The sequence below is a fragment of the Pseudomonas sp. LBUM1640 genome (genome assembly GCF_059716225.1).
This window is the reverse complement of record NZ_CP166816.1, coordinates 5,546,136-5,559,814: the sequence shown is the minus strand read 5'-3', so window position 1 is coordinate 5,559,814 and position 13,679 is coordinate 5,546,136. Positions and strand designations below refer to the sequence as shown.

Sequence of the window (13,679 nt, the reverse complement as noted above, 5' to 3'; positions counted from 1 at the left end):
CAGTGCGAAGCAGCTGAGAGACACGGATGCTAGCAGTGTCGACGGTGGAAGCAACCCTTCCAGTTTTTACTGGATGTTTGTACAGCTAATGTATCGCTGGCCCCGGACGCCTTGCAGCGCCTAGACTTTGACGGTCTTCAGTACAGGAACAGCCCGTGACCTCCATTTTCTGGTACGACTATGAAACCACCGGCATTAACCCGCGCAGCGATCGCCCGCTGCAGGTTGCCGGTATTCGTACCGACCTCGAACTCAACGAGGTCGGCCCGCCGATCAATCTTTATTGTCAGCCCAGCGACGATATCCTGCCTCATCCGGCCGCCTGCGCGATCACCGGTATCACCCCGGGCGTTCTGGCGGAAAAAGGCTTGGCCGAAGCCGATTTCATGACTCGCGTGCACGCCGAGCTGGCCGCGCCAGGCACTTGTGGCGCCGGTTACAACACGCTGCGGTTTGACGATGAAATGACGCGCTACAGCCTGTATCGCAACTTTTTTGACCCCTATGCCCGTGAATGGCAGGGCGGCAACAGCCGCTGGGATTTGATCGATGTCGTGCGCACAGCCTACGCGCTACGCCCCGAAGGTATCGTCTGGCCTGAGCAGGATGGGCGCGTCACGCTCAAGCTTGAGCGCTTGACCGCGGCCAATGGGATTGATCATGGCCAGGCTCACGATGCCTTGTCGGACGTGCGTGCCACGATTGCCCTGGCCCGCTTGGTCCGGGAAAAACAGCCCAAGCTATATGAGTGGCTGTTCCAGTTGCGCACTAAGCAGCGGGTGATGGATCAGGTGCGCCTGCTGCAACCCATGGTACATATTTCCGGGCGTTTTTCCGCCGAGCGTCATTACCTGGGCGTGGTGCTGCCGCTGGCCTGGCACCCGCGTAATCGTAATGCGCTGATTGTCTGTGACCTGGGGCTCGACCCGCAGGGTTTGCTGGACCTGGACGCCGATACCTTGCGCCAGCGCCTCTATACACGGCGCGATGATCTGGCGAAAGGTGAACTGCCGGTGCCGCTCAAGTTGGTGCATATCAACCGCTGTCCGGTGGTTGCCCCGTTGAATGTGCTGCGGGCACAGGATTGTGAGCGACTGCAGTTGGATAGGCAGGTGTGTCAGGCGCGGGCGCTGCGGCTAACTGACGCACAGGAAGTTTGGCGCGATAAGTTGGCGGCCATTTACGCCGAGGAAGATTTTGCGCCGAGTACCGACCCGGAGCAGCAGCTCTATGAGGGTTTTATTGGTGACCGCGACCGTCGTTTATGCGAACAAGTCCGGGCGGCTGAACCGGCGCATCTAGCGCGTCAGCAGTGGCCTTTCGATGATCATCGTTTGCCGGAACTATTATTCCGCTACCGCGCACGTAACTTTCCTGAAACCTTGAACAGCGAGGAGCAACAGCGCTGGAAACTTTTCTGCCAGCAACGTTTGTCGACGCCCGAATGGGGCGCGCCCAATACCCTCCTGGCATTTAAACAGGCGCGTGAGGAGTTGGCCGTTAGTGCTACATCGTTTCAGTGCCAGGTGCTTGATGAATGGCAGGAGTATGCGGACTCTTTAGCCGCTCGGCTGAGCCTGTAGTCGGGTAATTACAGAATATTCGGACAATAAAAAACGCCAGCAAGCTGGCGTTTTTTATAGTGTTGCATATCAGGCGAGAGCCCGACCAGGCTTAGCCCAGCAGGGTAGCCCAGCCTTCAACCACGTCGCCGCCCCACTTGGCTTTCCACTCTTTCAGAGTCTTGTGGTTGCCACCTTTGGTTTCAATCACTTCGCCATTGTGCGGGTTCTTGTATTGCTTGACCTTGCGAGCACGCTTGGTGCCGGTAGTTTTCACAGCGCCACGCGGTGCTTTAACTTTCGACTCTGGATCCAGCAGCGCGATGATGTCACGCAGGGATTTGGAGTATTCACCCATCAGGGTGCGCAGTTTGCCTTCGAATTCCAGCTCGGTTTGCAGCTTGTCGTCTTGTGACAGGTTCTTCAAACGGGCTTGCAGCTCTTTGATAGCTTCTTCGGTGGCGCGGTATTCGTTGATCAGTGACATGTGGACTACCTTATGTAGAGCGCTGATTGACAGGGAGAGTGGGCCAATAATAGTCAGGCTACTTCCTCAAGTAAACATTTAAGGGCGCATTTATGTGAATTACTTTGAATGTTTGTAGCCAAGCTACGCAATCGAGTTAATTAGTAGGTGGTAGGCCTAAAGATAATCTCAGTTATTTTCCGATAACTGCCCGTGCTTGACGTTGTACAGACATATAGCGGTAGTAAAACCTTACGCTATTAAGGGCTGTCGCCTGGGCGCGAGGGCAGAATAAGACGCAAGGAATACTGCAGTTTTTCTGCGTAATCGCTAGAATGGCGGCCTTTGCGAAGTTCTGGAGTTTCCCCCTAATGCGCACTTTTCGGCTGGTGATTGCTTGCCCGGACCGGGTTGGCATCGTTGCCAAAGTCAGTAACTTTCTGGCCTCCCACAACGGCTGGATCACCGAGGCGAGCCACCACTCGGACGATCTCAGCGGTTGGTTTTTCATGCGTCACGAAATTCGTGCCGACACGCTGCCCTTTGGTCTTGAAGCCTTCCGTGAGGCGTTTGCGCCGATCGCCGAAGAGTTTTCGATGACCTGGCACATCACCGACACCGAGCAGAAAAAGCGCGTCGTGCTGATGGCCAGCCGTGAGTCGCACTGCCTGGCCGACCTGCTGCATCGCTGGCACAGCGATGAGCTGGACTGCGAGATCGCTTGCGTGATTTCCAATCATGACGACCTGCGCAGCATGGTCGAGTGGCATGGCATTGCGTACTACCACGTGCCGGTCAACCCGCAGGACAAGGAGCCGGCATTTGCCGAAGTCTCCCGCCTGGTCAAGCAACACCAGGCTGATGTCGTGGTGCTGGCGCGCTACATGCAAATTCTGCCGCCGGAACTGTGCCGGGAATATGCCGGCAAGGTGATCAACATTCACCACAGCTTTCTGCCGTCATTTGTCGGTGCCAAGCCTTACCACCAAGCCTCGCTGCGTGGCGTGAAGCTGATTGGCGCAACTTGCCACTACGTTACCGAAGAACTGGACGCCGGGCCGATCATCGAGCAAGACGTGGTGCGGGTCAGCCACAGCGACAGTATTGAAGACATGGTGCGTTTCGGCCGTGACGTCGAGAAGATGGTGCTGGCCCGTGGGCTGCGTTACCACTTGGAAGACCGCGTGCTGGTTCACGGCAACAAGACAGTGGTGTTCTGATAACCGCGTTTTGAACGATTGAAGAATAAGGGGCCTGGGCGTTAAATCGTCCCAGGCCCTTTTTCTTTGCCTGCCCTTGAGGATTGATCGATGAGCGATCCACTGGACAAAGCCACCTCCAAAGCCCCGGCGACGCTGGGGGAGGGGTGTTTGAGTCGATTTGACCCGGATGACCTGGACGCCGAGGACGGCACCGAGTTTCCCGGTGCCGCCGAGCTGTGGGAGCGCGAGCACGGTAAATCCGAGCCCGAAAAAGAATAATCGCCCGCTGTCGTATCAGGCAGCGGGCACTGGGTTCAGATCCGGAAACTGCCCACCAGTTGCTTCAAGCGTGCCGCCTGTTGTTCAAGGTCGGTGCAGGCGCGCAGGGTTGAGTGCAGGTTTTCCACACCTTCCTGGTTGAGGGTGTTGATCTCGGTTATGTCCATGTTGATTGACTCCACCACAGAGGTTTGTTCCTCGGTGGCGGTGGCGACCGACTGGTTCATGCCGTCGATCTCGCCAATGCGCTGGGTCACGCTGTTCAAGCGCTCGCCGGCCAGGTTGGCAATTTCCACGCTGTCCTGGCTGTGGCGCTGGCTTTCGCTCATGGTGCTGACCGACTCCCGGGCGCCGACCTGCAGTTCCTCAATCATCTTTTGTACTTGTTGCGCCGACTCTTGAGTGCGATGGGCCAGGTTGCGCACCTCATCGGCCACCACCGCAAACCCGCGCCCGGCTTCCCCGGCACGCGCCGCTTCGATCGCGGCGTTCAGTGCCAGCAGGTTGGTTTGCTGGGAGATGCTGGTGATTACTTCCAAAATTTGCCCGATATTCACGGTCTTGCTGTTAAGCGCTTCTATATTGCTGCTGGAGGCACTGATCATCGCGGACAGTTGCGTCATCGCCTTGATATTGCGATCAACGACCTGTTGGCCGTCTTCTGCCAGGTGCCGCGCATCGCTGGCCTGGTTGGAGGCTTGCGCCGCATTGCGCGCGATTTCCTGGGCAGCGGCGCCCAGTTCATTGATAGCGGCGGCGACGCTGTTGGTGCGGTTGGCCTGCTCATCGGAGTTGACCATCGAGGAGTTGGACGCGCTGACCACGCGCAAAGCGACTTCGTTGACCTGCTGGGTGGCCGAGGATACTTCGCGAATCGATGTATGAATCCGCTCTACGAAGCGATTGAAAGCGTTACCCAACGTGCCGAACTCGTCGTTGCTCTGGATGGTCAGGCGGCGGGTCAAGTCACCCTCGCCATCGGCGATGTCCTGCATGGCGCGGGTCATCACGTGCAAGGGTTGCAGCAGCACGCGGATCAACATGCCCAGCAGCGCGATGATGATCACCACGGCAATGAGCGTGGCAATCACCGCCGAGGTGCGGAATTCGCTGAGCATGGCGAAGGATTTGTCTTTATCCACCGAAATACCCAAATACCAGTTCACCGACGGCAAACCCTTGATCGGCGTAAAGGTCACGATGTTGTCTTTGCCGTTGGTCTGGACTTCGCTGAAGTCGGCACTGATCTTTGGTGTGTTTTTCGGGTACACGTCAGCCAGGGTTTTCATCACCAGGTTCTTGTCCGGGTGCACCAGCACTTTGCCGTCAGCACTTACCAGGAACGCATAGCCCATGCCGCCGAAGTCCAGCGCGCCGATGTTATCCACAAGCGTTTGCAGGCTCAGGTCGCCGCCTACCACGCCGATGCTCTGGCCGGTCTTGGTGGTGCTCGGGGTGGCAACAGAAATGATCAACTGCCCGGTAGCGGCGTCAATGTAGGGTTCCGTCAGGGTTGAGCCGTTGCTGCTTTGGGCGCCCTTGTACCAGGGGCGGACCCGCGGGTCGAAGCCGTCCGGCATCTTGGTGTCGGGGCGGATGGTGAAGGCGCCTTTGCTGTCGCCCACGTAGGTCGCCATGAACGAGGAGGTCAGGGCTTTCTGCTCGAGCAGGCCGGTAACCACGCTGGGTTCAGGATTGATGGCGATGTTTTGTGCCGCGTTTTCCACCAACGCGATGCGCCCGGTGAGCCAGGTTTGAATATTGCTGGCAGTGACGTCGCCCATTTCATGCAGGTAATTATTGAGGTCGTCACGAATCGCGTTGCGTTGCAGGTAGTCGTTATAGAGGGTAAACAGCGCGAAGGCGGCGATGACGATAAGGGAGGCTGCAAGCAGGATTTTATGGCTGAAACGCAGGTTTTTATTCATGGCTTGTAGGGTCCGCTAAGGTCTTAATATCCCAAGCGCGTCCTTGTGGGATGCGCAAAATGACAGCGTCAAAAAAGGTGTGATACTTCTTGTGATAGCTCTGCTGGTCCCTTTAGGAACTATCTGACCTATTTTTAGACTTTGTGGGTCTTACATCTGTTATATCGACCTGGCGGCACTAAAGATTAACCAAAGGTGACGAAATGCCTGACTCCTCGCAACTGCTTATCGGCGCCGGCCTCGATGGCCAGCCTATCGCCCAGGCCATGCGCCTGGCCAACCGCCACGGGTTGATTGCCGGCGCCACCGGCACCGGCAAGACCGTCACGTTGCAGCGCCTGGCGGAGGCCTTCAGTGATGCCGGCGTGGCGGTGTTCGCCGCCGACATCAAGGGCGACCTGTGTGGTTTGGGCGCTGCGGCCAACCCTCAAGGTAAAGTGGCTGAGCGCATTGCTGGTATGCCCTTCCTTAACTACACCGCGAAGGCCTATCCGGTAACGCTGTGGGATATTCACGGGGAGTCGGGTCATCCGCTTCGCACCACCATCAGCGAAATGGGGCCGTTATTGCTCGGCAGCCTGCTGGAGCTCACCGACAGCCAGCAATCGGCACTCTACGCAACCTTCAAGGTGGCAGACCGCGAAGGTCTGTTGCTGCTCGACCTTAAAGACCTCAAGGCATTGCTCAACCACCTGCGCTATCACCCGGAACTGCTCGGTGACGACGCGGCGCTGATGACTACGGGTTCAAGCCAGGCGCTGTTGCGGCGCCTGGCGGTGCTGGAACAGCAGGGCGCCGAAGCCTTGTTTGGCGAGCCGGCCCTGCAACTTGAAGACATTTTGCAGCCGGCCAGTGACGGCCGTGGGCGCATCCACTTGCTCGACGCCAGCCGCCTGGTGCACGAAGCGCCGAAGGTCTACGCGACGTTCCTGCTGTGGCTGCTGGCCGAGCTGTTCGAGCAGTTGCCGGAGCGTGGCGATGCCGACAAGCCGTTGCTGGCGCTGTTTTTCGACGAGGCGCATTTGTTGTTTGCCGACACGCCCAAGGCGTTGCAGGATCGCCTGGAGCAAGTGGTACGGTTGATTCGCTCCAAAGGTGTGGGTGTGTACTTTGTCACTCAGTCCCCAGGTGATTTGCCTGACACGGTATTGGCGCAACTCGGCCTGCGTATCCAGCACGGCTTGCGTGCGTTCACCACGAAAGAGCAGAAATCCCTGCGCGCGGTGGCGGAGGGTTTTCGGCCCAACCCGGCGTTCGATGCGTTGTCGGTGCTGACTGAGCTGGGCACGGGTGAAGCACTGGTGGGTACTTTGCAGGAAAAGGGCACGCCGGAAGTGGTCCAGCGCGTCCTGGTTGCGCCGCCGCAATCGCGAATCGGGCCACTCAGTGCGGCCGAGCGCGCGGCATTGATCGCCAGTTCGCCGCTGCAGGGGCGCTACGACAAGCCGATTGACCGCGAGTCGGCCTATGAAGTGTTGATGGCGCGCAAGGAACTGGGGCCTACCGAAGACGCTAAACCCTCCACTGAAGAGCCCAGCTTTACTGACAAGGCCGGCGTGTTTTTGGGCACTGCGGCAGGCAAGGCACTCAAATCAGCCATGCAACAGGCCGCCAATCAGATGGGGCGGCAGCTGGTGCGGGGGTTGCTGGGCTCGTTGCTGGGCGGCAGCAAGCGTAAATAGCGCGTCAGGGTTTGGGCTTGGCGTGGGCGGCCAACCGCTCCAGTGCAGCGCGCAAGCCCGGGTCACTGATCCCGTCGGCCGTCGCCTGAATGGTTTCGGCCGCGTTCACCGAGAGGTCCATCGTGTGCCCGACCGCGCCTTGTTGCACGGTAGGTGGCTGCACCTTGAACTGGATACGGGTCAAACTGGCAAACTCATCAAATGCCATCAACTGTCGCTGCAGGCGTTTTTGCTGGTAGCGCAAACGGGTAGCCCAATGGCCGTCGGTGACAATTAACAGCAAATTACCTTCGCGCCAGGACGCCACATGGCAATGTTCGCGCGCGGCCGGTTGCAGCTGGCTTTCGACCAAGCGTTGTAAATGGCCCAGGCGTTGCGCATGGCCGAAGATGGCTTTCAACGGTTTGGCTTCGCGGAGCAACACGCTTGGCGCGCGGGCTGTAAGAGGGCGAAACGCCATGTTTAGACACCTTAGGTAACAGAGCCGCCATCTTAGCAGAAAGCGCCTGCGCGCCCCCAGGCAATGCATTAGCAGGGCTTTACGCGTGAAATCAATAGGTAACTTCTGCGCTCCATGGGTTGAAGTTCCAGCAAAAGCCCTTATTTTAAACAAGCCCTCTCACAGCACCATGCCAGCATCGGGGAACAACGCCACTTTCCTCACCCACGATTCCGGGTAGAATGCGCGTTCGCATGCGGCCGTGAGGGCTGCTCGGGCCACTCACGGTGCGCCCTCCATCCCTATGTGTGGAAGAACCTGCCGATATGTTTGCGCCTTTGTTAAAGAAACTTTTTGGAAGCAAGAATGAGCGCGAAGTTAAACGCATGCTCAAGACGGTGCAGCTGGTTAATGCCTTCGAAGAGCAGATGGTTGCCCTTTCGGACGAGCAATTGCGCGCCAAGACCGAAGAGTTCAAGGCCCGCATAGCCAAAGGTGAGACCCTCGACAAGCTGCTTCCCGAAGCCTTTGCGGTCGCCCGTGAAGCCGGTAAGCGTGTCATGGGCATGCGCCACTTCGACGTCCAGTTGATCGGCGGCATGACCTTGCATGAAGGCATGATTGCCGAAATGCGTACCGGTGAAGGCAAGACCCTGGTGGCAACCCTGGGTGTTTACCTCAACGCACTGTCCGGCAAGGGCGTGCACGTTGTGACGGTGAACGACTACCTGGCTCGCCGGGACGCCAACTGGATGCGCCCGCTGTATGAATTCCTCGGCCTGACCGTCGGCGTGGTAACGCCGTTCCAGCCGCCGGAAGAGAAGCGCGCCGCCTACGCTTGCGACATTACCTACGGCACCAACAACGAGTTCGGTTTCGACTACTTGCGCGACAACATGGCGTTCAGCATGGATGAGAAATTCCAGCGCGAACTCAACTTTGCCGTGATCGACGAAGTCGACTCCATCCTGATCGACGAAGCCCGTACCCCGCTGATCATCTCCGGCCAGGCCGAAGACAGCTCGCGCCTGTACACCGAGATCAACAAGTTGATCCCGCGTCTGGAGCAGCACATCGAGGAAGTGGAAGGCGTGGTGACCAAAGAAGGTCATTTCTCCATCGACGAGAAGACCCGTCAGGTCGAACTCAACGAAGCCGGTCACCAGTTTGTCGAAGACATGCTGACCCAGATCGGCCTGCTGGCTGAAGGCGAAAGCCTCTACTCGGCGCACAACCTGGGTCTGTTGACCCACGTCTATGCCGGCTTGCGCGCGCACAAGCTGTTCCATCGCAACGTCGAATACATCGTGCAGGACGGCCAGGTCGTACTGGTTGACGAACACACCGGCCGTACCATGCCGGGTCGTCGTTTGTCCGAAGGCCTGCACCAGGCTATCGAAGCCAAGGAAGTGCTCAACATTCAGGCTGAAAGCCAGACGTTGGCCTCCACGACCTTCCAGAACTACTTCCGTCTGTACAACAAACTGTCCGGCATGACCGGTACGGCCGACACTGAAGCGTTCGAGTTCCATCAGATCTACAGCCTGGCCGTAATGGTGATTCCACCGAACAAGCCGCTGGCGCGTAAAGACTTCAACGACCTGGTGTTCCTGACGGCCGAAGAGAAATACGCGGCAATCATCAACGACATCAAGGATGGCATGGCCCAGGGCCGTCCGATCCTGGTGGGTACTGCCACCATCGAAACCTCCGAGCACGTGTCCAACCTGCTCAACAAGGAAGGTATCGAGCACAAGGTTCTGAACGCCAAGTTCCACGAAAAAGAAGCCGAGATCATCGCCCAGGCCGGTCGCCCAGGCGCACTGACCATCGCCACCAACATGGCCGGTCGTGGTACTGACATCCTGTTGGGCGGTAACTGGGAAGTTGAAGTGGCTTCGCTGGACAACCCGACCCCAGAGCAAATCGCCCAGATCAAGGCCGACTGGCAGAAACGCCACCAGGCCGTGCTGGAATCCGGTGGCCTGCAGGTGATCGCGTCCGAGCGTCACGAATCGCGCCGTATCGACAACCAGCTGCGTGGTCGTGCCGGTCGTCAGGGTGACGCCGGTTCCAGCCGTTTCTACCTGTCGCTGGAAGACAGCCTGATGCGTATCTTCGCCTCTGATCGGGTGAAGAACTTCATGAAGGCCCTGGGCATGCAGTCCGGTGAAGCGATCGAGCACCGCATGGTGACCAACGCTATCGAGAAAGCCCAGCGCAAGGTTGAAGGCCGCAACTTCGACATTCGTAAGCAACTGCTCGAGTTCGATGACGTCAACAACGAACAGCGTAAAGTGATCTATCACATGCGTAACACGTTGCTGGCCGCCGACAACATTGGCGAGACCATCGCCGATTTCCGTCAGGACGTGCTCAACGCCACCGTCAGCGCGCATATCCCGCCACAGTCCCTGCCTGAGCAGTGGGATGTTGCGGGTCTGGAAGCGGCGTTGAAGAGCGACTTCGGTGTCGACTTGCCGGTTCAGCAATGGCTGGACGAAGACGACCACCTGTACGAAGAAACCCTGCGCGAGAAGCTGATGACCGAGCTTCTGGCCGCGTACAACGAGAAAGAAGAGCAGGCGAGTGCCGAAGCACTGCGCACCTTCGAGAAGCAAATCGTACTGCGCGTGCTGGACGACCTGTGGAAAGACCACCTGTCGACCATGGACCACTTGCGTCACGGTATCCACCTGCGTGGCTACGCCCAGAAGAACCCGAAGCAAGAGTACAAGCGCGAGTCGTTCACGCTGTTCTCCGAGCTGCTGGATTCGATCAAGCGCGATTCGATTCGCGTGCTGTCCCACGTTCAGGTGCGTCGCGAAGACCCGATCGAGGAAGAAGCTCGTCTGCGCCAGGAAGCCGAAGCACTGGCTGCGCGCATGCAGTTCCAGCACGACGAAGCGCCGGGCCTGGAAGCGCCGGAAGTGTTGGGCGAAGAGGTCGATGTGGCCTTGGCTCAAAGCCCGGTTCGCAATGATCAGAAGCTGGGCCGCAACGAACTGTGCTGGTGCGGTTCGGGCAAGAAGTTCAAACACTGCCACGGCGAAATCAACTAAGATTTTTGCCTGAAGCTGCAACACCCCGCGCCGCGACCGGCTTCTGCCGTCGCGGCGTTTTGCCATTAATTCACCGTCGATCGCGACGGCACAGACATCACCTATTTTTAAGGAGCGCATTCATGGCTGTTGGTCTTGGTCCTTTGCCCACATTGCACCCGGTTGCCGGTTTTGAACTCGGTATCGCTTCGGCCGGCATCAAACGCCCGGGGCGCAAGGATGTGGTGGTGATGCGCTGTGCCGAAGGCTCGACGGTCGCGGGTGTGTTCACCCTCAACGCGTTCTGCGCGGCGCCGGTGATCCTGGCCAAGCAACGTGTGGCCGGCCCGATTCGTTACCTGCTGACCAACACCGGTAATGCCAACGCAGGCACCGGCGAGCCAGGCCTGGCGGCCGCTGCGCGCACCTGCGCCAAGCTGGCCCAGTTGACCGGCGTGGACGCCAGCCAAGTGCTGCCGTACTCCACCGGCGTGATCGGTGAGCCACTGCCCGTGGAAAAAATCGAAGGCGCCCTGCAAGCCGCGCTGGACGACCTGTCTGTGGATAACTGGGCCGCCGCTGCAACCGGCATCATGACCACCGACACGCTGCCCAAAGGCGCGAGCCGCCAGTTCGTGCATGACGGCGTGACCATCACCGTGACCGGTATCAGCAAAGGCGCGGGCATGATCCGCCCGAACATGGCCACCATGCTCGGCTACATTGCCACCGACGCCAAAGTTTCCCGTGACGTGTTGCAGCGCCTGATGCTGGACGGCGCCAACAAGTCGTTCAACCGCATCACCATCGATGGTGATACCTCGACCAACGACTGCTGCATGCTGATTGCGACCGGCCAGGCCAACCTGCCGGAAATCACGTCCACCGAAGGCCCGCTGTTCGCCGCGCTGAAGCAGGCGGTGTTTGAAGTGTGCATGGACGTGGCCCAGGCCATCGTGCGTGACGGCGAAGGCGCAACCAAGTTCGTTACCGTTGAAGTCAACGGCGGCGGCAACCACCAGGAATGCCTGGATGTGGGCTACACCGTGGCGCATTCGCCGCTGATCAAGACCGCACTGTTTGCCTCTGACCCGAACTGGGGCCGTATCCTTGCCGCCGTTGGCCGTGCCGGCGTGCCGGATCTGGACGTGAGCAAGATCGACGTGTTCCTGGGCGACGTGTGCATCGCCAGCCGTGGCGCCCGCGCCGAAACCTACACCGAAGCCCAGGGCTCGGCGGTGATGCAGCAGGAAGAAATCACCATCCGCATCGAGTTGGGTCGCGGCGAGTGCAGCGAAACCATCTGGACCACCGACCTGTCCCACGAGTACGTGAAGATCAATGCGGAATACCGCACCTGATAGCAAAGAGGATAAGCGCGGTGAAACGAGTGCATGTAGCAGCAGCGGTGATCCGTGGCGTCGATGGCAGGATTCTGCTGGCACGCCGCGCCGATACCCAGCATCAAGGCGGCCTCTGGGAGTTTCCCGGTGGCAAGGTGGAGGCCGATGAGTCGGTCGCCACTGCGCTGTCGCGCGAGTTGCAGGAAGAATTGGGCATTGCGGTCATCACGGCGCGGCCGCTGATCAAGGTGCAACATGACTACCCGGACAAACAGGTGTTGCTGGATGTCTGGGAAGTCTCGGCCTTTACCGGCGAGCCCCATGGTGCCGAAGGGCAGCCGTTGGAATGGGTGGCTCCTCGGGATTTGATCAACTATGAATTCCCGGCGGCCAACGCCCCGATCGTTGCGGCGGCGCGGCTACCGGCTGAGTACCTGATCACTCCTGGCGAGCTGGAAACCCCGGTGTTGCTGCGCGGTATTCAACAGGCCGTTGCCGGTGGTATCAAGCTGATCCAGTTGCGTGCGCCTAATGGCTACGACCCGAAATACCGCGACCTGGCCGTAGACGCTGTTGGCCTGTGTGCCGGCAAGGCGCAACTGATGCTTAAGGGCCCGTTTGAGTGGCTGGGGGATTTTCCGGCTGCCGGCTGGCACATGACCGCGGCGCAGTTGCGTAAATACGCGAGCAAGGGCCGCCCGCTGCCGAAAGACCGCTGGTTGGCGGCCTCGTGTCACAACGCTGAAGAGTTGGCGCTGGCGCAAATGATGGACGTGGATTTTGTCACGCTGTCGCCGGTGCAGCCGACCCAGACGCACCCGGATGCTCAGCCGTTGGGTTGGGAGCAGGCGGCGCAGTTGATCAGTGGGTTCAGCAAGCCGGTGTTCTTGCTCGGCGGCGTTGGGCCGGCTGAGCGGGAACAGGCTTGGGCCGCTGGGGCTCAGGGTGTGGCAGGCATTCGGGCGTTCTGGCCGCAGGTTTGATGTTGTTCTGACGGGCCTCTTCGCGAGCAAGCCCGCTCCCACATTCGATCGAGTTCCAACGTTGGAATGCAGTCAAATGTGGGAGCGGGCTTGCTCGCGAAGGGGCCAGATCAGTCACCAAAAAAATCAGTGTGGCTTTGATGATCGTGCCCACGCAGAGCGTGGGAACGATCTTAGTGGGGTTTTGCGGCGGCCTGCCACAACACCTCCGCAACACCCTGTCGCTTGGCTATCACCCGCGCCGCGACAAACAGCAAATCCGACAACCGATTGATATACGCCAACCCCACGCCTTCCAGCGGCTCCACCGTGTTCAAGTGCTGACAGCGCCGTTCCGCACTGCGCGCCAGGCTGCGGCATACGTGGGCTTGGGCGATCAGCGCTGAACCACCGGGCAAGATGAAGTTTTCCAGCGGCCCGACTTCTTCATTCCAGCGATCAATCGCCGCTTCCAACCGGTCGACCTCGGCCGCATTCAGTGCCTTGTACACCGGCATTGCCAGCTCACCGCCCAAGTCGAACAACCGATGCTGGCAAGGCGTAAGCACCTCAATCACATCATTGAGTTGCGGGTGCTTGCCGCTCTGTTCTTCGAGGTTGGCCAGCAGTAAACCCAACTGACTGTTCAGCGTGTCCACTTCGCCAATGGCTTCTACCCGTGGGTGGTCCTTGGGCACGCGACGGCCGTCGCCCAGGCCCGTTTCGCCCTTGTCGCCGGTACGCGTGTAGATCTTCGACAGGCGAAAGCCCATGG

11 protein-coding genes and 1 pseudogene are annotated in these 13,679 nt (G+C 59.2%); 7 read left to right on the top strand and 5 right to left on the bottom strand.

From position 1 onward, the window contains the following. Positions 1–155: 155 nt before the first annotated feature. Complete coding sequence (sbcB, locus tag ACA065_RS24610; protein WP_497691902.1) at positions 156–1,583, top strand: exodeoxyribonuclease I; 1,428 nt, start codon at positions 156–158, stop codon at positions 1,581–1,583. A 91-nt stretch (positions 1,584–1,674) separates the two neighbouring features. Here sbcB and mvaT read toward each other — a convergent pair whose 3' ends face one another. Then, the gene (gene mvaT, locus ACA065_RS24605; protein WP_005790963.1) at positions 1,675–2,049 is read right to left on the bottom strand and encodes a histone-like nucleoid-structuring protein MvaT; all 375 of its coding nucleotides are present in this window, start codon (positions 2,047–2,049) and stop codon (positions 1,675–1,677) included. A 350-nt stretch (positions 2,050–2,399) separates the two neighbouring features. On the opposite strand from mvaT, the gene purU reads away from it, so the two are divergent. Next, complete coding sequence (gene purU, locus ACA065_RS24600) at positions 2,400–3,248, top strand: formyltetrahydrofolate deformylase (protein WP_497691901.1); 849 nt, start codon at positions 2,400–2,402, stop codon at positions 3,246–3,248. Between the two features lie 90 nt (positions 3,249–3,338). Next, on the top strand, positions 3,339–3,509 hold the full coding sequence (locus ACA065_RS24595; RefSeq protein ID WP_497691900.1) for a hypothetical protein: 171 nt from the start codon (positions 3,339–3,341) through the stop codon (positions 3,507–3,509). 35 nt (positions 3,510–3,544) lie between these two features. Here the strand turns inward: ACA065_RS24595 and ACA065_RS24590 are convergent, their stop codons facing one another. Continuing rightward, entirely contained in the window at positions 3,545–4,309 is a 765-nt protein-coding gene (locus tag ACA065_RS24590; RefSeq protein WP_497695416.1) for a methyl-accepting chemotaxis protein, read from the bottom strand. Between the two features lie 93 nt (positions 4,310–4,402). Continuing rightward, a pseudogene (locus tag ACA065_RS24585) lies at positions 4,403–5,437 on the bottom strand (HAMP domain-containing protein); the annotation flags it as partial. 203 nt (positions 5,438–5,640) lie between these two features. Between ACA065_RS24585 and ACA065_RS24580 the strand changes: the two are divergent. Then, complete coding sequence (locus tag ACA065_RS24580) at positions 5,641–7,119, top strand: helicase HerA-like domain-containing protein (protein WP_497691899.1); 1,479 nt, start codon at positions 5,641–5,643, stop codon at positions 7,117–7,119. Between the two features lie 4 nt (positions 7,120–7,123). On the opposite strand, the gene ACA065_RS24575 is transcribed toward ACA065_RS24580, so the two are convergent. Continuing rightward, on the bottom strand, positions 7,124–7,579 hold the full coding sequence (locus tag ACA065_RS24575) for a DUF721 domain-containing protein (protein ID WP_497691898.1): 456 nt from the start codon (positions 7,577–7,579) through the stop codon (positions 7,124–7,126). 305 nt (positions 7,580–7,884) lie between these two features. On the opposite strand from ACA065_RS24575, the gene secA reads away from it, so the two are divergent. From secA to ACA065_RS24560, 3 genes are all read left to right on the top strand, one after another. Next, positions 7,885–10,620, top strand: coding sequence for a preprotein translocase subunit SecA (gene secA / locus ACA065_RS24570; RefSeq protein ID WP_497691897.1), 2,736 nt, complete (start codon positions 7,885–7,887; stop codon positions 10,618–10,620). Positions 10,621–10,742: 122 nt separating this feature from the next. Next, complete coding sequence (gene argJ, locus ACA065_RS24565; protein WP_497691896.1) at positions 10,743–11,960, top strand: bifunctional glutamate N-acetyltransferase/amino-acid acetyltransferase ArgJ; 1,218 nt, start codon at positions 10,743–10,745, stop codon at positions 11,958–11,960. Positions 11,961–11,980: 20 nt separating this feature from the next. Continuing rightward, entirely contained in the window at positions 11,981–12,925 is a 945-nt protein-coding gene (locus ACA065_RS24560) for a Nudix family hydrolase (protein ID WP_497691895.1), read from the top strand. A 173-nt stretch (positions 12,926–13,098) separates the two neighbouring features. Here the strand turns inward: ACA065_RS24560 and ACA065_RS24555 are convergent, their stop codons facing one another. Continuing rightward, a complete protein-coding gene (locus ACA065_RS24555) occupies positions 13,099–13,677 on the bottom strand; it encodes a cob(I)yrinic acid a,c-diamide adenosyltransferase (RefSeq protein ID WP_497691894.1) in 579 nt (192 codons plus the stop codon). Between the last annotated feature and the right edge of the window lie 2 nt (positions 13,678–13,679).